This is a genomic window from Pseudomonas sp. PDM20 (assembly GCF_014852575.3).
Taxonomy (GTDB): Bacteria; Pseudomonadota; Gammaproteobacteria; order Pseudomonadales; family Pseudomonadaceae; genus Pseudomonas.
Genome location: NZ_CM181224.1, coordinates 1,930,798 through 1,949,283 on the forward strand (window position 1 = coordinate 1,930,798; position 18,486 = coordinate 1,949,283).

At 65.6% G+C, this 18,486-nt stretch carries 15 protein-coding genes; 7 read left to right on the forward strand and 8 right to left on the reverse strand.

All coding sequences use genetic code 11. The annotated features are described in order from the left end of the window. Positions 1-11 precede the first annotated feature (11 nt). Entirely contained in the window at positions 12-689 is a 678-nt protein-coding gene (locus tag IB261_RS09160; RefSeq protein WP_151186432.1) for a response regulator, read from the forward strand. Then, positions 686-2,029, forward strand: coding sequence for an ATP-binding protein (locus IB261_RS09165; protein WP_192225009.1), 1,344 nt, complete (start codon positions 686-688; stop codon positions 2,027-2,029). Before IB261_RS09160 ends, IB261_RS09165 begins: the two co-directional genes overlap by 4 nt. A gap of 181 nt (positions 2,030-2,210) precedes the next feature. On the opposite strand, the gene IB261_RS09170 is transcribed toward IB261_RS09165, so the two are convergent. Next, entirely contained in the window at positions 2,211-3,212 is a 1,002-nt protein-coding gene (locus tag IB261_RS09170; RefSeq protein WP_192382068.1) for an AraC family transcriptional regulator, read from the reverse strand. Positions 3,213-3,577: 365 nt separating this feature from the next. On the opposite strand from IB261_RS09170, the gene IB261_RS09175 reads away from it, so the two are divergent. Continuing rightward, on the forward strand, positions 3,578-4,879 hold the full coding sequence (locus IB261_RS09175) for a dicarboxylate/amino acid:cation symporter (RefSeq protein WP_081518078.1): 1,302 nt from the start codon (positions 3,578-3,580) through the stop codon (positions 4,877-4,879). A 462-nt stretch (positions 4,880-5,341) separates the two neighbouring features. Here the strand turns inward: IB261_RS09175 and IB261_RS09180 are convergent, their stop codons facing one another. The 3 genes from IB261_RS09180 to IB261_RS09190 all read right to left on the reverse strand — a co-directional run bounded on the left by IB261_RS09180 (position 5,342) and on the right by IB261_RS09190 (position 8,434). Then, positions 5,342-6,733, reverse strand: coding sequence for an adenylate/guanylate cyclase domain-containing protein (locus IB261_RS09180; protein ID WP_081518079.1), 1,392 nt, complete (start codon positions 6,731-6,733; stop codon positions 5,342-5,344). Between the two features lie 141 nt (positions 6,734-6,874). Beyond that, the gene (locus IB261_RS09185; protein WP_081518080.1) at positions 6,875-7,459 is read right to left on the reverse strand and encodes an HD domain-containing protein; all 585 of its coding nucleotides are present in this window, start codon (positions 7,457-7,459) and stop codon (positions 6,875-6,877) included. Positions 7,460-7,630: 171 nt separating this feature from the next. Beyond that, a complete protein-coding gene (locus tag IB261_RS09190) occupies positions 7,631-8,434 on the reverse strand; it encodes a helix-turn-helix transcriptional regulator (RefSeq protein ID WP_081518081.1) in 804 nt (267 codons plus the stop codon). 212 nt (positions 8,435-8,646) lie between these two features. Between IB261_RS09190 and IB261_RS09195 the strand changes: the two genes are divergently transcribed. Beyond that, positions 8,647-10,011, forward strand: coding sequence for an APC family permease (locus tag IB261_RS09195; protein WP_192382070.1), 1,365 nt, complete (start codon positions 8,647-8,649; stop codon positions 10,009-10,011). A 20-nt stretch (positions 10,012-10,031) separates the two neighbouring features. Then, the gene (locus IB261_RS09200) at positions 10,032-11,129 is read left to right on the forward strand and encodes a DmpA family aminopeptidase (RefSeq protein ID WP_192382073.1); all 1,098 of its coding nucleotides are present in this window, start codon (positions 10,032-10,034) and stop codon (positions 11,127-11,129) included. Positions 11,130-11,382: 253 nt separating this feature from the next. Here the strand turns inward: IB261_RS09200 and IB261_RS09205 are convergent, their stop codons facing one another. From IB261_RS09205 to IB261_RS09220, 4 genes are all read right to left on the reverse strand, one after another. After that, positions 11,383-12,798 (reverse strand): glycerol kinase, encoded by a 1,416-nt coding sequence (locus IB261_RS09205; protein WP_192382075.1) that lies wholly within the window; start codon positions 12,796-12,798, stop codon positions 11,383-11,385. A 22-nt stretch (positions 12,799-12,820) separates the two neighbouring features. After that, entirely contained in the window at positions 12,821-14,053 is a 1,233-nt protein-coding gene (locus IB261_RS09210; protein ID WP_192382077.1) for an NAD(P)/FAD-dependent oxidoreductase, read from the reverse strand. Then, positions 14,040-15,374, reverse strand: coding sequence for an NAD(P)/FAD-dependent oxidoreductase (locus IB261_RS09215; RefSeq protein ID WP_230986138.1), 1,335 nt, complete (start codon positions 15,372-15,374; stop codon positions 14,040-14,042). Before IB261_RS09215 ends, IB261_RS09210 begins: the two co-directional genes overlap by 14 nt. A 222-nt stretch (positions 15,375-15,596) precedes the next feature. Further along, positions 15,597-16,373 carry a DeoR/GlpR family DNA-binding transcription regulator gene (locus IB261_RS09220; RefSeq protein ID WP_081518087.1) on the reverse strand — a complete coding sequence of 259 codons (777 nt, stop codon included), beginning with the start codon at positions 16,371-16,373 and terminating at the stop codon, positions 15,597-15,599. 376 nt (positions 16,374-16,749) lie between these two features. Between IB261_RS09220 and eutH the strand changes: the two genes are divergently transcribed. Together eutH and IB261_RS09230 are read left to right on the forward strand one after the other, a co-directional pair. Then, entirely contained in the window at positions 16,750-17,982 is a 1,233-nt protein-coding gene (gene eutH / locus IB261_RS09225; protein ID WP_081518088.1) for an ethanolamine utilization protein EutH, read from the forward strand. A 67-nt stretch (positions 17,983-18,049) separates the two neighbouring features. Next, a complete protein-coding gene (locus tag IB261_RS09230) occupies positions 18,050-18,406 on the forward strand; it encodes a DUF1937 family protein (protein ID WP_081518089.1) in 357 nt (118 codons plus the stop codon). Positions 18,407-18,486: the final 80 nt, after the last annotated feature.

An 18,486-nucleotide genomic window follows, 5' to 3' on the forward strand; every position in this document is an offset into this window, starting at 1 on the left:
GGAGCACGCGCATGAAACTGCTGGTGGTGGAAGACGAGGCGCTGTTGCGCCATCACCTGTATACCCGGCTCGGCGAGCAAGGCCATGTGGTCGATGCCGTCGCCAATGCCGAAGAGGCGCTGTACCGCGCCAGCGAATACCATCACGACCTGGCGATGATCGACCTCGGGTTACCGGGCATGAGCGGCCTGGACCTGATCCGCGAATTCCGCAGCCAGGGCAAGACCTTCCCCATTCTCATCCTCACCGCTCGCGGCAACTGGCAGGACAAGGTCGAAGGCCTGGCCGCCGGCGCCGACGACTACGTGGTCAAGCCCTTCCAGTTCGAAGAGCTGGAGGCCCGGCTGAACGCGCTGCTGCGCCGTTCCAGCGGCTTCGCCCAGTCGAGCATCGAGGCCGGCCCGCTGGTGCTGGACACCAACCGCAAGCAGGCGCTGGTCAACGGCGAGTCGCTGCAGCTGACGGCCTTCGAGTACCGCATCCTTGAATACCTCATGCGCCATCACCAGCAGGTGGTGGCCAAGGAGCGCCTGATCGAGCAGCTCTACCCGGACGACGACGAGCGCGATCCGAACGTCATCGAAGTGCTGGTCGGCCGCCTGCGCCGCAAGCTGGAGAGTGCCGCGGGCTTCAAGCCGATCGATACCGTGCGCGGCCAGGGCTATATCTTCAACGAGCTGTGTAAATGATCCGCTCGCTACGGCTGCGGCTGATGATCGGTGCGGCGATTCTCGCCGTGCTGTTCATGGCGGCGCTGCTGCCGGCTCTCCAGCGTGCGTTCAGCATCGCCCTGGAGAACGCCATCCAGCAGCGCCTGGCGGCGGACGTGGCGACCCTGGTGTCCTCGGCGCGCATCGAGGGCAATGTCCTGAGCATGCCCGAGCACCTGCCGGTGGAGGACTTCAACCTCCCCGAGTCCAAGTTGCTGGGCTTCATCTACGACCAGTCCGGCAGGCTGGTGTGGCGCTCCACCTCGGCCCAGGACGAGAGCGTCAGTTACTCGCCCAAGTATGACGGCCTGATCGACGAGTTCACCCGCATCCGCGACGCCACCGGCCAGGAGTTCTTCGTCTACGACGTGGAGATCGACCTGCTCGGTGGCAAGCGTGCGGCCTACAGCATCGTCACCATGCAGCCGGAAAGCGAGTTCCGCGAGCTGGTCAGCGGTTTCCGCGACCAGCTCTACCTCTGGCTGGGTGGTGCGCTGCTGCTGTTGCTGGGCCTGTTGTGGCTCGGCCTCGGCTGGGGCTTCCGCTCCATGCGCGGCCTGCGTTCGGAACTGGACCAGATCGAGACCGGCGACCGCGAGCGCCTGAGTGACGATCACCCCGCCGAGATGCTGCGCCTGACCGACTCGGTGAACCGCCTGCTGGAAAGCGAGCGAGCCCAGCGCGAGCGCTATCGCAACTCCCTGGGCGACCTTGCCCACAGCCTGAAGACGCCGCTGGCGGTGCTGCAGGGCGTCAGCGAAACCCTCGCCGACGAGCCGAAGAACCGCGAGCAGGTGCAGGTGCTGCAGACCCAGATCGAGCGCATGAGCCAGCAGATCGGCTACCAGTTGCAGCGCGCAACGATGCGCAAGAGCGGTCTGATCCGCCACCGCGCGGCACTCGACCCATTGCTGGACACCATCGGCGGTGCGCTGGACAAGGTCTACCGCGACAAGCGTGTGAAGCTGGAGCGGGAGATTCCGCCGGGCTTTTCCCTGCCGCTGGAGAAGGGCGCCCTGCTGGAGATGCTCGGCAACCTGCTGGAGAACGCCTACCGCCTGTGCCTGACCACGGTAAAGGTCAGCGCACGCAAGAACGGCCGGCTGTTCGAGCTGATCATCGAGGACGACGGCCCCGGCGTGCCGGCCAGCCAGCGCGAACGTATCCTCAAGCGCGGCGAGCGCCTGGACACCCAGCACCCCGGCCAGGGCATCGGCACGGCGGTGGTGAAGGACATCATCGACAGCTACGACGGCGAGCTGGCGCTGGAGGATTCCGCGCTGGGCGGGGCGTGTTTCCGCATTCGCCTGCCGGGGTGATCGGGAGCCGGTTCGGGTTCGCGAGCTTGCTCGCGAACGCCCACGCACCGGAGTTTCGTTCTAGGTCGTAGGGCGCATAACGCGCCAGCGTTATCCGCCGTGAGAGCAATCGGCGGATAACCCGTTCCGGGTTATGCGCCCTACGGCCTGGGCGCCGGCGCTCCTACAGGTTGAAACCGAGCTATTCCCCCTGCTGCGCCCGGTAGGCCCCCGGCGTCAGCCCCGTCCATTTCTTGAACGCCCGGTGGAACGCCGAAGGCTCGGAGAAACCGAGCTGGTCGGCGATGTCCTGGATCGAGAGTTCGGCGCGGCCCAGGTAGTAGATCGCCAGGTCGCGGCGCAGCTGGTCCTTCAGCTCCTGGAAGTTCGGCCCTTCCTCGCGCAGGTGGCGGCGCAGGGTCTGCGGGCTCATGTGCAGTTGCGTGGCGACCTGTTCCAGGTCCGGCCAGCTGCGGCAGTCGCGGCCGAGCAGGCGGCGGATCTGGCTGGTCAGGCTGTCGCCGCCATCGGGGCGCGCGAGCAGGTCGGCGGGCGAGTCCTTGAGGAAGTGCTTGAGCGTGCGCTCGTCCTGCAGCAGCGGCATGTCCAGGTAGCGCGCCTGCAGGAGCAGGCTGGTGCTGCCGGCTGAAAAGCGGCGAGGGCAGGGGAACAGCAGGTCGTACTCGGCCTGATGCTCGGGCGCCGGGTAGCTGAAGGTAGCTTCCTCCAGGCGGATGCGCTGGCCGATCAGCCAGCTGGCCAGGCGGTGCCAGATGAGCAGCAGGCTCTCGGCGAGGAAGTGGTCCGGGTCGCGCAGGTGCGTTTCATCCAGGGTCAGGCGGGCGCGGTCGCCGTCGCGCACCAGCTCGATCCGTGGCGCCTCGGGAAACAGTCCGTAGAACAGCGCGCCGCGTCCCAGAGCCTTTTCCAGCGTGCGGCAGTGGATGATCGCGTTGCACATCATGGCGAAGGTGCCGCGCTTGCTGGGCATGGCGCCGAAGCCCATGTACTCGTCGTCGAGGACTTCCCACAGGCGTTGCATCAGGCAGGTGAACTGCGACGGATCGATGCGTGCGCGGGGCTCGTCGAGGATGGCCGGGGCGATACCGGCGTCACGCAGCAGGACTTGGACATCCAGCCCCTTGCGCTGAGCCCCGTGGACGGCGGCGCGGACGAAATGGCTGGCAATGGTGCGTTCACGCATGAGCGGTCCTTGTTGTTCTGGCCGCACGTCCAACAGCCGCGCGGTTAACCCGATCGAACCTGATCGGAGTTCTACAATCTACGGTACGAAGGCCGTGGCGGATACCCGCCAGAGGGCGGGAAACCCGCCAGTACGGAGGCGGGTTTCCGCCATTTCTGAGGCCTTCCGTGCCGCGACTTTTTACGGAAGCTATTGAATTTAAAGGGATTACATATTTTTTAAAGGTCTGGCACAGCACTTGCCATATGCGATCAAGGCCTGCCTTCTGGCATGCCCTGAAAACAAATTCTCCCATTGCAGGGAGATAACGCGTTCGGTCTTGTGTTTCCTCCCAGGGAGCACTCGCCCGTGAGGACAGAGCTGCCATGACCAAGCAACCCTTCTACAAAAGCCTGTACGTGCAGGTACTGATCGCCATCGCCATCGGTATCGCACTCGGCCACTTCTACCCCGACACCGCCAAACTGATGAAGCCGCTGGGCGATGGCTTCGTCAAACTGATCAAGATGGCCATCGCGCCGATCATCTTCTGCACCGTGGTTACCGGCATCGCCGGCATGCAGAGCATGAAGGCCGTGGGCAAGACGGGCGGTATGGCGCTGCTGTACTTCGAAATCGTTTCCACCGTCGCGCTGATCATCGGCCTGGTCGTGGTCAACGTCGTCCAGCCGGGTGCCGGCATGCACGCCGACGTCGCCACGCTGACCGCCGAAATGAACAAGAACGCGGCGCTCACCGGCTTCATCGCTTCGGGCGAGAAGCAGAGCACCATCGACTTCTTCATGAACGTCATCCCCAGCACCGTGGTCGGTGCCTTCGCCAACGGTGACATCCTCCAGGTGCTGTTCTTCTCCGTGCTGTTCGGCTACGCGCTGCACCGCCTGGGTGACTACGGCAAGCCGGTGTTCGAGTTCATCGATCGCATCACCCACGTGATGTTCAACATCATCAACGTGATCATGAAGGTCGCTCCCATCGGTGCCTTCGGTGCCATGGCCTTCACCATCGGCGCCTATGGCCTCGGCTCGCTGGTGCAGCTGGGCCAGCTGATGCTGTGCTTCTACATCACCTGCCTGCTGTTCGTGCTGATCGTGCTGGGTGGCATCGCCCGCGCCCACGGCTTCAGCATCCTGCGCTTCATCTCCTACATCCGCGAAGAACTGCTGATCGTGCTGGGCACCTCGTCCTCCGAATCGGCCCTGCCGCGCATGATCGCCAAGATGGAGAAGCTGGGCGCCGACAAGAGCGTCGTCGGCCTGGTGATCCCCACCGGCTACTCGTTCAACCTGGACGGCACCTCGATCTACCTGACCATGGCCGCGGTGTTCATCGCCCAGGCCACCGATACCCCGATGGACATCACCCACCAGCTGACCCTGCTGGTCGTGCTGCTGATCGCCTCCAAGGGCGCTGCCGGCGTCACCGGTTCGGGCTTCATCGTGCTGGCCGCCACCCTGTCCGCCGTCGGCCACCTGCCGGTTGCCGGCCTGGCGCTGATCCTGGGTATCGACCGCTTCATGTCCGAGGCCCGCGCCCTGACCAACCTGGTCGGCAACGGCGTGGCCACCATCGTGGTCGCCAAGTGGTGCAAGCAGCTGGACGAGAAGACCCTGTCCACCGAACTGGCCGCCGGCCCGGGCAACTCCGCGGAGCTTCAGCCCTCCTGACGAGTTCCTCAACGAGCAATTCGGCCCGGTGAACGTGAAGCGCCGGAGCCTTTCCAGCCCGCTCGATTGAGCGGGCTTTTTTATGGGCGGGTGAAAGACGGCGGCTCTTCGTAGGAGCGAGGGGGCGCCAGCTCTTGCTCGCGAAGCCTTTCCCGGCAATTGCGGAGTGGGGCGGGTTCGCAAGCCAGGCCACGGCGGCGCGCATGGCCCAGCAGTTGTGGTTGGGATGGCCGTCGCCAGGCGACGGATCGCGGGCATGGCCCGCTCCTGCAGGGGGGCTGGCGCGGGGCTATCCGGTGTGGTGTAGGAGCGAGCCATGCCCGCGACGCAAGGCGTCAGCCTTGCCGGACGGCAGATGGCACCCGGTGAGCGCAGGAGCGGTCTCCGTCCGCGATAGGGGAGGTGTCAGCGAAGAGCGAACAATTCTGCGAATTCGAGCTGCCGGCGAGGAAATCGGGACGATCAAAGAATGATCTTGTCCTTGAGCTTCTCCGCCGCCTGCTGCAGCGCCTGGATGACTCGTTCCTTGTCGTAGTTCTGCACGTTGTTGGTGTCCAGGTACATGGAGAACCCCGGCACCTCGTGCTCGACGAAGCTGGGGTTGGAGCCCAGGTCGCGGCGGAAGTCGACCACCTGGTAGATCTGCACCGGCTTGCTGAAGCCCTTCACGGCGATCTGGCCCTTGTCGCGGCACATCAGCACGTCCTTGACCAGCGAGTAGGTCTCGTGGCTGATGAGGATCTCGCCGGCTTCGGCGGCGCTTTCCAGGCGGCTGGCGAGGTTCACTTCGCGGCCGATGATGGTGTAGTCCATGCGCGTGTCGGCGCCGAAGTTGCCCACGGTGCAGTAGCCGGTGTTCAGGCCCATGCGCACTTCCAGCGGCTTGGTGATGCCCTGGGCGCGCCACTGCTGGCGCATGACCTTCATGTGCTTGCGCATGGCCACGGCCATGGACACGGCGGCCACGGCGTCTTTCTTCGCGCCCTGGGTGGCCGGGTCGCCGAAGAACACCATCACGCAGTCGCCGACGAACTTGTCGATGGTGCCGCCGTACTTCAGGGCGATCTTCGACATCTCGTTGAGGTAGTTGTTGAGCATGTCGGTAAGGGCTTCGGCTTCGAGCTCTTCGGACAGCTCGGTGAAGCCCTTGATGTCGGAGAAGAACACCGTGAGCTTCTTGCGCTGGGTCTCCAGGCGCACCGTGCGCTTGCCGCTGAAGATCGATTCCCACACCTGCGGCGACAGGTACTTGGCCAGGTTGCTGGCCAGGCGCGCGGCCTTTTCCTGCTCCAGGGTGATGTCCGAGCGGGCCTGGGCCAGGCGCAGGCCCTGCTGGTGCACGAAGAAGGCGGTGATGCAGATGTACAGGGTGGAGAACAGCACGCTGACCAGCGCGACGATGCTCGGCGTCTGGCCCTTGTAGGCCGGGGCGATCAGCGCGGCGCTGAGGACCGCGGCGCTCAGCGCCACCAGCAGTGCCAGGCCCAGGGAACGCAGGCCGCCGATGATCAGCGCGGAGAAGGCGAGGATCAGCACCAGCATCAGGCTGGGCACTTCGGAGAAGCCCAGCAGCGTGGTGGCGATGCCGGCGTGCAGGGCGTCGATGAACAGCAGTACCAGGCGGGTGCGCTGCGGGTTGTCGCGCTTGAAGCGGCGGCTGACCTGCTGGGCGAGGTGCGGGTAGAGCAGGGCGTACGGGATCATCCAGAGGATCTCGTAGCCGAAGTACCTGGCGAAGGTGCCGGCGGTGATGGTCGCGGCGACGGCGATATACGCCAGCACGCGGGAATGGTATTCGCGCAGAGGGGCGGGGGTGAGCGGACTGCTGGAACGCTCAAGAACGTTAGGCTTCATGCGCAAGAAACTTCCCTGGTGCGCGTAGGCTCGTGGCCAATTGCGCGTCTGATTTTGGGAGGAATCTTATTCCATGCGCAGCCCCCGGGCCAGCGGCGGTTCGCCACTCTTCGTCGCGGACCGCCGGTCACCACGGGACCCTCAGGCCATCGTGCCGTCGGGCTTCTGGTAGATCGAACGGCGGGGCTGGGCGAAGACCCGGCGCAGCATGGGTTCGAAGAACTCCAGGGGCAGCACTTCGCCGTCCGGATCGAAGGCGGCGGCGTCGTAGCGCGCGCAGAATTCGATGGTCTGCTCGAACTGCGGGTGGTCCTTGAACTGCTCGCGCAGGTGCCGGTCCAGGCCCAGGTGATGGAAGAAGTAGTAACCCTGGAAGATCGCGTGCTTCTCGATCATCCACAGGTTGGCCTCGCTGACGAACGGCTTGAGGATGGCCGCGGCGATGTCGGCGTGGTTGAACGAACCGAGCGTGTCGCCGATATCGTGGAGCAGGGCGCAGACCACGTACTCCTCGTCGCGACCGTCGCGGTGGGCCAGGGTGGCGGTCTGCAGCGAGTGGGTCAGGCGGTCCACCGGGAAGCCGCCGAAGTCGCCGTCGAGCAGGCGCAGGTGGGTCATGATCCGGTCGGGCAGAAGCGCGGCGTACTGGCCGAAGTCCTTGGCGATGATCGCCCAGTCCTCGGCGCTGCCGTCTTCCATGTGGGTGAAGTTGGCGCGTGCGTTCATCAGGCTGTGCTCTCTTGTGATTGTCGTGGCGTGTCTGGATGGCACGGGTCCAGTCTAGAAGCCTGACGGGCACGCGGTAGTGTCCGTGCAGCGCCAGCGGGGTGTCCCGGTGGGCGCGAATGGCTTGGCATCAGCCGCGCGGATGGCGGCTGCTCTGGCCTGAAGCGACGCTCAGGGATTCTGCGGGTCGTGCCCCAGCGACTGCAGGAACAGCGAGAACAGCTCCGGCTGCGAGGAGATATCGAGCTTGTTGTACAGGTGGCGGCGGTGGACCTTGATGGTCTCCGGCGAGATCGCCAGGCGCTCGGCCATGGCCTTGGAGGAGTAACCCCGCAGGATCAGCCGGGCGATCTCCAGCTCACGCTCGGAAAGCACGCCGGCACCGAAGTGGCTCAGGGCGTCGCGCACCTGCACCGCCACACCGTCGGTTGTGCCCGGCAGCAGGCGCTGGCTGCGCTGTTGCCAGTGCTGCTGCATCAGTGCCAGCACCCAGGGGCAGAGCATCGCCAGCAGACCGGTCTGCTCGCCATCGAACAGCCGACGCATACCCAGTGACAGCGACAGCGCGCCCTGGCCGGGAAGCTGGAGGATGAACTGCACCTCGTCCTCCAGCACGTTGTCGTGGAAGTAGCTGAGAAAGTACTCGCTCTGGCGGAACTGGTCCGGGGAAATTTCCTCCAGCCGGTACAGCCCGCTGGGCACGCCCTCGCGGCAGGCCTGGTAGAACGGGTCGAGCTGGAACAGGCCGTCGAGGTAGATGGCCATGGCGGCCGGGCCGGCGGTGGGCTCGGCGTCGTACTCCTCCAGCGCCACCGGGGTGCCGCTGGCCGGGTAGAACATCGCCAGGGCGTTGTCGAACGGCAACCACTGGTGCAGCAGCAGGACCAGTTGCTTCCAGAAGCGCGGCTGGCCGATCTGCTCGATGGCGCGGCCGAGGTTGGCGTGCATGCCGACCTCGCGGAACAGGGTGTGCATCGGCGGCGTTTCTCCGAAAGAGGCGGCGTGGGTTCGGCCCACGGTTTCCTCCTTTTACCGGTTCGCCGTCAAGGGGGCGTAACCCCAAATGGTGATTGGCCGCTTTGCCTGCCACGCACAGACTCAGCGCCACCTGACGCCCCGAGCAAGAGGGCGCAACAAGGTTTTCGTTCCTGCCTCAGCCACCAATAACAACACGAGGAAACAACGATATGAGCGCTTCCCCTGCGCCAGCGAGCGCGCTCAAGCCCAGCCTGGGCGTGCTCGACGTAGTCGCGATCACCGTCTCGGCGGTCACCCCCGCCAGCTCCGTTTTCGTCATCGCTCCCTTCGCCATCCAGCAGGCCGGCAGCGGCGCCTTCCTGGCCTTCGTCTTCGCCGGCTTCCTGGCCCTGATGTTCGCCTGGTGCTATGCCGAACTCGGCCGCGCGCACAGCTCCGCTGGCGGCGAGTATGTCTACGCCAAGCGCGTGTTCGGTGGTCTCGCCGGCTACGCCACCTTCCTTACCGTGCTGGTCTCGCTGCTGTTCATCCCGCCGGTACTGGCGACGGGCGCGGCGACCTACCTGAACAACGCCCTGGGGACGAGCTTCGACACCCAGACCGTCGCCCTGGTGATAGTCGCCGCCAGCTACGTGCTGGGCATCCTCAACATCCGCGTGAACGCCTGGATCACCGGCGTGTTCCTGCTCTGCGAAGTGGCGGCGCTGCTGGTGATCGTGGTGCTCGGCTTCGGCCACGTCAGCCAGCCGGTGAGCGTGCTGGTGCAGCCACAGCACATCGACGGCGGGATACTGGCCGCCGCGCCCTGGGCGCTGGTGATCGGCGCCGTGGGCACCGCGCTGTTCTCCTACAACGGCTTCGGCGGCGCAGTGCTGCTGGCCGAGGACATGAAGTGCGGCGGGCGTAACGTGCACCGCGCGGTGATCTGGTCGCTGGTACTGGTGGTGGCGATCGAGATCGTCCCGCTGACCGCGCTGCTGCTGGGCGCGCCTTCTCTGCAGGAGATGATCGCCAGCCCCGATCCGGTCGGCTACCTGCTCACCGCCCACGGCAATGCAACGCTGTCGCGGCTGGTCAGCGCCGGCATCTTCCTCTCGGTGTTCAACGCCATCGTCGCCATCGTCATCCAGGTCGGTCGGGTGATCTTCAGCAGCGGCCGCGACGAGCTGTGGACGCCATTGATGAACCGCGCCTTCACCCGCATCCACCCGCGCTGGGAATCGCCGTGGATCGCCACGCTGTTCCTCGGCGTGCCCTCGGCGGGGCTGAGCTTCAGCTCGAACCTGGAGGAGCTGACCTCCTTCACCGTACTGCTGCTGGTGATGGTCTACCTGGTGGTGGCGCTCTGCGCGCTGTTCAGCCGCGTACTGCGCCGCGACCGTGAACACCCTTACCGCATGCCGCTGTGGCCGCTGCCGGCGATGCTGGCGGTGGTCGGCGCCGGCTACCTGTTGCTCAACCTGCTACTGGACGCCTCTTCGCGGGACGTCATGATCATTGTCGGGATACTGGCCGTGTCGGTGATTCTCTACAGCACCTACGGCAAGCTCAGTCCGGCCTTCCAGAAGCTCTGATACCCCTCCAAGGAGACAGCATGCGCGCTCGTCAACTCGGCATCACCCTCGGCCTGGGCACTCCCGGCGAGTTCAACGCCATCACCGATGTTCCCGGCATCCGCGTCGGCCACAACACCCTGATCGGCGAGCATGACGGCAAGGCCGTGCGCACCGGCGTCACGGTAGTGCAACCCCGTGACGGCGCAGCGCGCCAGCAACCCTGCTTCGCCGGCTGCCACGTGCTCAATGGCAACGGCGACGCCACCGGACTTGAGTGGATTCGCGAGGCTGGGCTGCTGACCACGCCCATCGCCATCACCAACACCCACAGCGTGGGCACGGTGCGCGATGCGCTGATCGCCGCCGAACATGCCGAACTGGCGGACCCGTCCATCTACTGGTGCATGCCGGTGGTGATGGAAACCTACGACGGGCTGCTCAACGACATCTGGGGCCAGCACATCGGCGCCGAACAGGTGCGCGAGGCGCTGGCCGCAGCTGAATCCGGTCCGGTGCGGGAGGGGCCGGTGGGCGGCGGCACGGGGATGATCTGCCACGAGTTCAAGGGCGGCATTGGCACCTCCTCGCGCAAGCTGCCGATGGAGCAGGGCGGCTGGACCGTGGGCGCGCTGGTACAGGCCAACCATGGCCAGCGTCGCGAGTTGCGGGTGGATGGTTACCCGGTCGGCCGCCAGCTGGGTGACCTGCCGTCACCCTTCGCCGAGCAGGGCACGCCGGGCATGGGCTCCATCGTGGTGATCCTCGCCACTGACGCGCCGCTGTTGCCGCACCAGTGCCAGCGCCTGGCGCAGCGTGCTTCGCTGGGGATCGCCCGCACGGGGGGCGGCACCGACGACTCCAGCGGCGACATCTTCCTGGCCTTCGCCACCGGCAACCGCGACCTGCCGCCGGCAGACTATGGGCGCAAGGACCTGCCTTTCGCCACGGCGCTGGAAATGCTCAACAACGACCACATCTCGCCGCTGTTCTCCGCCGCCGCCGAGGCAGTGGAAGAAGCCATCGTCAACGTGCTGCTGGCCGGCAAGGACATGCGCACCGATGACGGCGTGCTGGTGCCGGCGTTGAGTGGGGAGCGCCTGCTGGCCGCGCTGCGCGAGGTCGGTTGGAAGGGATGACGTGATGCATTTGCAGGATGTGTAGGAGCGAGCTTGCTCGCGAACGGATTTTCCGGCGGCTCCAGAGCTGGGCGGGTTCGCGAGCAAGCTCGCTCCTACGAAAAACAGTTGGCGGCGAGCATCCCTGTAGGAGCGGGCCGCTTATTAGAAATGCAGGGGCGCGATCGCGCGCATGGCGCGCTCCTGCAGGGGTATGCCGTGCCATGAAAAAAGCCGGAGCTGCTGGGCAGCTCCGGCTTTCATTGTCGCGCCGTCAGCGCCAACCGCGGCTACGGCCGATGGCATCGCTGAAGCGCGCCTGCCACTGCTCCGCAGTCGCCTTGTCGATCTTCGGGCGGAACTCGGTGCAGGTGTTGCGCGGAGCTTTCAGCTCAACGCCCAGGCCGCGCGCCGCCAGCGCGGCGCAGCCGAACGCGGTGAGCTCGTCGAAGCGTTGCGTGGTGATGTGGCGCTGCAGAATATCGGCGAGGAACTGTGCGAAGTAGGGACTCCGGGCCAGGCCGCCGTCGATGGAGAGGCGGTCGGTGACGGTCAGGAAACCATCCATCGAGCGGATCACCTCCGCGCTGCGCAGGGCGACGCCCTCCAGCAGTGCCTGGCACATGTCCTCGCGGGTGGTGGCGGCGTTCATGCCCAGCCAGAGTGCTCCGGCGCTGCGGTCCCAGTGCGGACAGGCGAGCCCGGACAACGCAGGGACAAACGCCAGCCCGCGACTGATGGCTGCCGGCTGGTCGAATCCGGCGATCTCGGAGACATCGCTGAACAACCCCAGCCGCCCGGCCCACTCGACGGCGGCGCTGGCGTCGTACACGCCGCCATCCATGGCATAGACGGGCTTGCCGTCGAGCTGCCAGGCGATGGTGGCGAGCAGGCCGTTTTCCGGCGAACGAATGATGCGGTCGCCGCTGAGCGTCAGGGCGAAGGCGCCGGTGCCGAAGGTGATCTTGGCATCGCCGGGCTGGCGGCAACCGTGCCCGTAAAGGGACGCTTGCTGGTCGACCACCGAGGCGGTCACCGGCGTCACACCGATGTCGCCGAAGTACCCGACGGTATCGCGGATTTCCGGCAGCGCCACGATCGGCACGCCGAACAGGGCGCACAAGTCCGGGTCCCATTGCCCGCTGGAGAGATTCATCAGCGAGGTGCGTGAAGCAGTGGTGACGTCCGTGGCGTAAACCCCGGTCAGGCGGTCGAGGAACCAGGCATCGCTGGTGCCCAGGCGCAGTCGCCCTGTCGCCAGCGCGTCACGCGCGGCGGGCAGATGCTCGATGATCCAGGCCAGCTTGCTGGCCGAGAAGTAGGCGTCCAGCGGCAGGCCTGCCCGCTCCAGCGTCAGTGCTTCGCCGCCCTGGGCGCGCAGCTCCTCGATGCGCCCGGTGGTGCGGTTGTCCTGCCAGACGATCAGTGGCGACAGCGGCTCGCCGCTGTGTGCATCCCAGGCCATGCAGCTTTCGCCCTGGTTGGCGAGGCCGATGGCGTCGACCGGGCCGGCGGCCTCCAGGCAACTCTGCAGATTGGCCAGCAGCTCCAGCGGGTCGTGCTCGACCCAGCCGGATTGCGGGTGGTGCTGCCGATGGCGCAACGAAAGATGGATATCGGCCGAACCATCCTGGTGGGCGACCAGGACGCGGGTACTGGTGGTTCCCTGGTCGAGTGCTGCAATGCGCATGGCGTGCTCTCTTGGACGATGTTCAGCGTGGCAGGAAGGCGATATCGAGGCGTTGGGCGCTCGCGCTCAGCGGAAGCTCGCCCAGCGGGATCAGCAGGCGTCGCTCCGGCAGGCAGGAGGTCCGGCGGCGCCAGATCTCGCGGCCATCCAGGCAGACCTGCAGCTCGCCGCTGACGGCCTGGTCCACGCGCAATTGCAACTGCTGCAGGCCGACCTTGTCGCTGGGTACCAGGCGCTGCGGCACGCAGAGCTTCAGGGGCGCCGAGCACTTCACGGTAATGAAGTCGCCGGGAGCCGGTAGCGACCGCTGGATATCTTCGGCAATCAGCCCGGCAAGCCGCTTGCCTTCGCGATACGACCAGCCGGCCGTCTCGATGGGGCGCAACAGGTTGCCGGCTGCGAAGTAACTGGTGTCGGAGCAGCGCCCGAACTGGTCGATGCTCGGGCCGCCGCTGGCCGGGTCCAGGTGCAGGTGGCTCAGGCGCACCAGGCTGGACTCCGGGGTGAAGCGCCCGGTCAGCAGCACGCCATCGCATTCGATCTCGCGGATACTGCCGTCGGCCTGCCGTACCCGCGCGGACTCCACGCGGCCGGCTCCCTGGATGTCCAGCAGCTCGCAGCCGAAGTGCATCGGCACGCCGCAGAGTTTCGGGAACAGGCCCAGCGGCCAGCGTGCGGTGGCGCGGTCACGTTCCTCGATCATCGCCACCGGACGGATGCCGGCGCGCCGGCAGCTGAGGACCGATGACAGGCTGACCAGTTCGGTGCCGACGATCAGCGGGCGTTCGAAAGGCTTGAGCCCTTGCAGGTAGAGGTAGGATTGCAGGGCGCCGGTATTGATCACGCCCAAGGGGCGGTCACCGCCGACCAGGCGTGCCGAGCGGGGCGTCTCCCGCGCGCCGGTGGCCAGCAGGACGCGCCTGGCCTCCACCTTCAGCGGGCCCTCCGGGGTGGCGACTTCCAGATGCCCCAGCAGCCCCAGGCTGACGACGCTGTGGCGCAGGCGGATGTCCACTCCGGCATTTCGGGCGGTCTCGGCATTGAAACGGGCATAGGCGGGGCCGGTCAGCAACCGGCCATATTCGCGAAAGCCGAAGGGCGGATGAGCGCAGTGGCGTGGAATGCCGCCGGCTTCGCTCTCGCGCTCCAGTACCATGACCCGGGCAACACCCAGGCGCTTGAGTTCGATGGCGGCAGCCAGGCCCGCCGGGCCGGAGCCGATGATGGCGATGTCGGTGGTCTCAGTGCGGTTCATGGCAGGCCCCGGTGGCAAGTGGCAGGGCCAGTCGGCCCGCGCTCAGTTCGGCAACCCGCGCGCCGCAGTAGAAGCCCTGGCAACGCCCCATGCAGGCACGGGTGCGCCGTTTCAGTCCGCCGAAGTCTCCCGGAGGCAGCGGGGCGTCGAGCGCCTCGCGGATCTCCCGTTCGGTGACCATTTCGCAGTGGCAGACAATTTCCCCATAGCCGGCTCGCTGCCAGTCGCGCGGCAGGTGTTCGGCGAGGTTGGGCAGCTGCGGCCACTGGAGGTCGCCCGGCGGTAAATGGGTTTGCCGCTGGGCATAGAGTCGATGGACATGCCGGGCGATACCCAGCGCCGCCGTGAGCCCGGTCGAGCGAATGCCGCCGACGGTGATCCAGTGGCGCTCGGGCAGATCACGAATGCGGTACTCCTTCTTGTCGCTGGCGGGGCGCAGCCCGGCGTAGGTCGCGGTGACCGGCATGCCGACGAGACCGGGAATGCGCTGCTCGGCGGCCTCCATCAGGTGCTGCAGGGTTGGCGTTTCCAGGCCAGCGTGTACGCGATCGTCCTGCTCCTCGGCGGTCGGGCCGACCAGCAGGTTGCCGAAGATGGTGCGGGTGAACACGATGCCTTTGGTGCGCTCGTTGGGCACCGGCAGGATGATGTGATTGATCAGGCTTGAGGCCGCCTTGTCGTACACCACGAACTGACCCTTGCGGGGATGGATGCGGAAGGCTGCCTCGCCCAGCAGGCGCTCTTCGAGTACGTCACCGAACAGGCCGGCGCAGTTGATCACGGTGCGGGCCTTCAGCGTGCTGTCGGCCGAACGCAGGGACCAGCACTCGCCATCGAACTCGCCGCCGAGGATTTCCGTGCCCAGGCGAACCTCGGCGCCATGCAAAACGGCTTGGCGCAGGTAGGCCAGCGGTGCGGACCAGGGGTCGATGAGGTGTTCGCCGGGAACCCGCACGGCAGCCAGCGCGCTGCGCGCCAGCGCGGGTTCATAGGTGAGCAGTTCCCTGCCGTCGACCCTGACCGTGTCCATGACGCCATTGGCGTGGGCCTGGGCGACTATGCCGTCGAGCCGGGCGAGGTCTTCTTCGCTCCAGGCCACCACCAGGGCTCCGGTTTCCAGCAGGGGCAGATTCATCTTGCGGTGAATCTCCAGGTACTCCTGGTAACCCTCCTGCATGCAGGCCAGTTCGACGCTGCCCGGCGGCGCATCGAAGCCGGTGTGGAGGATCGCGCTGTTGCCTTTGCTGGCCCCTGAGAGGATATCGGCGCCACGCTCCAGCAGCACCACTCGCGCACCCTCGAGGGTGAAGCGGCGCGCCATGGCGCAGCCCACTACACCGCCACCTATGACGGCGATGTCGAAGGCCGTTTCGGCCTTCGCGGTATGATCGGTCATTTTATTGACTGTTTCCTGTGGTAACACTCCATTTTAGGAGGTTTTGTTACCGTATTAGCGGAATGGTGTTGAAATTATGTTGTTTTAATGTGGCTTTTAATTTCAACTCAGTCAACAGCCGGTCATTCCCTTCGCCTCAGGCTCCGCTCAGCTGATCGGGTTGCGAACGGGCGGCACGTGGATCTCGACACCCGCTTCCTGCAAGGCTTCGAGCAGCGCGCCAGTCGGCGAGCGGTCCACTACCAGGCGGTCGATCCGGTTCAGGGGAAACACCTTGAACAGTGCGCGACGTCCCATTTTCGAGGAGTCGGCAATTACCGTCAGGGTACGCACCTGCGCAATCATGGCGCGCGCCACTTCGGCCTCCTCGATGGAGAAGTCCATGGCGCCGTCACAGTCCAGGGCGCCGATGGTGATCACCGCGTGCTCGGCGTTGAACCGGCTGATCTGCTCCAGCGCCAGGGCGCCGACGTTCTGCTGCGATTCGCTGCGGAATTCGCCGCCGATCATGAACACCCGATTGCCGGACGCCGCCGCCTCGTTGGCGATCAGCAGCGAGTTGGTGATGACCGTCAGGCGATTGAGCCGCGCCAGTTCCCGCCCCAGCAGCAGTGTGGTGGTGCCGGTATCGACGAAGATGCTGTCGCCGGGAGCGAACAGGCCGGCCGTATAGCGCGCCACCGCGCGCTTTTCCTGGGCATGCTCGTTCAGTCGGGTCTGAAAGGCGTTCTCGTGCTCGCCACTGGGAGGCAGCGAGGCGCCGCCATGGAACTTGGTGACGTGGCCACCGGCGGCGAGTTCGGCGAGGTCGCGGCGAATGGTTTCCTGGGATGTGGCGAGCAGGTGCGCCAGTTCATCCACCGACACGCGTTCGCGTTGGCGGAGCAGTTCGAGAATCTGTTGCCGTCTTTCATTGGGGCGCATGCGCCGTTCTCCGGATCATTGTCTTGCCACCCACTGGGGCCGTGACTGTTACCAAGGCACACCATTGGGGCGCCCGGCCCGCCGCGCTTTGCACCAGGTGGGGTGTGCAAGACATGTCTTCTGTACGTTTGGAAAAAATCTCCCACAGCTCTGTAAGGCTTTTCCCTGCTCAGACGCGGAAGTCGCTGGCTGTGGTTTTTCCATTAATTTAGGCAGTTTAAAACCTCAAATCAACATTAAAACCAAGCGTTGGCACGCTGCGTGCGAGAGAGTATTCGAAGCAACCACAGCCAGAACGACCATTCGCCTGACTGGTCGGCAAGCAGCGACGCTGAACGCGTCCATTACAAGACTCGATGAGGGGAGTGCACGGCAGATGGCCGAGTTCGGAAATTACGTGATCTATCTGATCATGCTGGGGGCCGTCATCGGCGCGCTGGCATCGATACTGCGGCCCGACAGTGGGCTGGGGCGCGAATTCGTCAATGGCATTCACTCCATTGGCCCGGTGTTCCTGGCCCAGGCCGGGATCATGGTGGCGATCCCTTACCTGTCGAAGCTGATTTCCCATGTGCTGGGGCCGTTCTTCCACGCCCTGGGCTCGGATGTATCCATTGCGGCGCTATCGATCATCGCGGTCGACATGGGCGGTTATCAGCTGGCTGATGCCCTGACAGCCAATCGTGACATGTGGATCACGGCGATGCTGGTGGGCTACACCTCGGGCGCCACCATCGTCTATCTCATCCCGGTCGGATTGACGATGCTCGAGCGCAAGGATCACAAGTACCTGGCGCTGGGAGCGATGGCCGGGCTGATCAGCATTCCCTTCGCGGTGCTGGCGGCGCTGCTGCTGATCACCCTGGGCGAGCTGCCGGTCCGCGAGCTGGTCTCCACCTCTTCGCCGGCCACGCATTATCTGGCGCTGGACTTCATCGGCATGCTCAAGCTGCTGGCGCCGCTGTTCGTCTTCTGCTTCCTGCTGGCGGCGGGGCTGAAGTACCGCGCCAACATGATGGTTTCGGGGTTCCTGGTGTTCGGCAAGATCATGGATGCCTTCATCAAGATCGCCCTGGCCCTGTCCATCGTCGAGCACTTCACCGGGGTATTCGCCAAGGTCTTCGGCAGCTGGGGGCTCGACCCGATGTTCGCCGACGAGAAGGAGCTGATCCGCGCCATCGAGATCGCCGGCTACATCGGCATCATGCTCGCCGGTACCTTCCCCATCTGCTACCTGTTCCAGCGTTACTGCAGGAAGCCCATGGAGCTGCTCGGCCGTCAGCTGAACCTGACGCGCATCGGCGCCACGGCCTTCGTCATGGTGCTGGCGAACATCATCGCCACCTACCACCTGTTCAAGTACATGAACGCGCGCGACAAGGTGCTGTGCGTGGCGCTGGGAGTCTGCGCCCAGGCCACCATCGGCGATCACCTGGCCTTTACCGCCAACTTCCAGCCCACGCTGATTCTGCCGATCCTGCTCGGCAAGTTGTTTGGTGGTCTGTTCGCCGTCTTCATCGCCATCAAGATCTCGGTCCCTGCCGCTGAGCGTTTTGCCCTGCAGGACCCGCAGCCCGAGGAACAGGACGGCGCACTGCGCACCGCCTGATCCAACCCTTCCCATAGCCCCGCGCCGGTGATGCCGGCCGGGGCGTTTTTCTCTGCAAGAGGTATTCATGCGCAAGATATTCCTGGCCTGCCCCTACAGCCATGCGGACGCCGCAGTGGTCGAGCAACGCTTCGCGGCCTGCAATCAGGTAGCTGCCGAAATCGTCAAGTCAGGCCATGCGGTCTACAGCCAGGTGTCCATGTCCCACCCGATCAATCGCTGCCTGCCGGAACTGGACCGGGCGGCCATCGGCAAGATGTGGGGGCCGGTGGATGCGTTCTTCATGGAAGCGCTGGAGGAATTGGTGGTGCTGGACCTGGAGGGCTGGGACCAGAGCGCCGGTATTCGCCGCGAGATCGAGTTCTTCGAGGCACGTGGGTTGCGGGTCAGTCTGTGGAGCGAGGTGAAGCACGAGTTTCACTGAGCCGACGCGAGCGAGCCAGTGGCTTCTTGCAGGAGCGGGCCACGCCCGCGGGTGCGCCCCAAATGCCTTCTAAAACGCGG

What these genes read in the sequence shown, in the direction of transcription:
- IB261_RS09205 (WP_192382075.1), bottom strand. Translation starts at nt 12,798, where the DNA reads ATGCGCATTGCAGCACTCGACCAGGGAACCACCAGTACCCGCGTCCTG.
- eutH (WP_081518088.1), top strand. Translation starts at nt 16,750, where the DNA reads ATGGCCGAGTTCGGAAATTACGTGATCTATCTGATCATGCTGGGGGCC.
- IB261_RS09165 (WP_192225009.1), top strand. Translation starts at nt 686, where the DNA reads ATGATCCGCTCGCTACGGCTGCGGCTGATGATCGGTGCGGCGATTCTC.
- IB261_RS09220 (WP_081518087.1), bottom strand. Translation starts at nt 16,373, where the DNA reads ATGCGCCCCAATGAAAGACGGCAACAGATTCTCGAACTGCTCCGCCAA.
- IB261_RS09170 (WP_192382068.1), bottom strand. Translation starts at nt 3,212, where the DNA reads ATGCGTGAACGCACCATTGCCAGCCATTTCGTCCGCGCCGCCGTCCAC.
- IB261_RS09190 (WP_081518081.1), bottom strand. Translation starts at nt 8,434, where the DNA reads ATGCACACCCTGTTCCGCGAGGTCGGCATGCACGCCAACCTCGGCCGC.
- IB261_RS09215 (WP_230986138.1), bottom strand. Translation starts at nt 15,374, where the DNA reads ATGGCGCGCCGCTTCACCCTCGAGGGTGCGCGAGTGGTGCTGCTGGAG.
- IB261_RS09160 (WP_151186432.1), top strand. Translation starts at nt 12, where the DNA reads ATGAAACTGCTGGTGGTGGAAGACGAGGCGCTGTTGCGCCATCACCTG.
- IB261_RS09230 (WP_081518089.1), top strand. Translation starts at nt 18,050, where the DNA reads ATGCGCAAGATATTCCTGGCCTGCCCCTACAGCCATGCGGACGCCGCA.
- IB261_RS09195 (WP_192382070.1), top strand. Translation starts at nt 8,647, where the DNA reads ATGAGCGCTTCCCCTGCGCCAGCGAGCGCGCTCAAGCCCAGCCTGGGC.
- IB261_RS09200 (WP_192382073.1), top strand. Translation starts at nt 10,032, where the DNA reads ATGCGCGCTCGTCAACTCGGCATCACCCTCGGCCTGGGCACTCCCGGC.
- IB261_RS09180 (WP_081518079.1), bottom strand. Translation starts at nt 6,733, where the DNA reads ATGAAGCCTAACGTTCTTGAGCGTTCCAGCAGTCCGCTCACCCCCGCC.
- IB261_RS09175 (WP_081518078.1), top strand. Translation starts at nt 3,578, where the DNA reads ATGACCAAGCAACCCTTCTACAAAAGCCTGTACGTGCAGGTACTGATC.
- IB261_RS09185 (WP_081518080.1), bottom strand. Translation starts at nt 7,459, where the DNA reads ATGAACGCACGCGCCAACTTCACCCACATGGAAGACGGCAGCGCCGAG.
- IB261_RS09210 (WP_192382077.1), bottom strand. Translation starts at nt 14,053, where the DNA reads ATGAACCGCACTGAGACCACCGACATCGCCATCATCGGCTCCGGCCCG.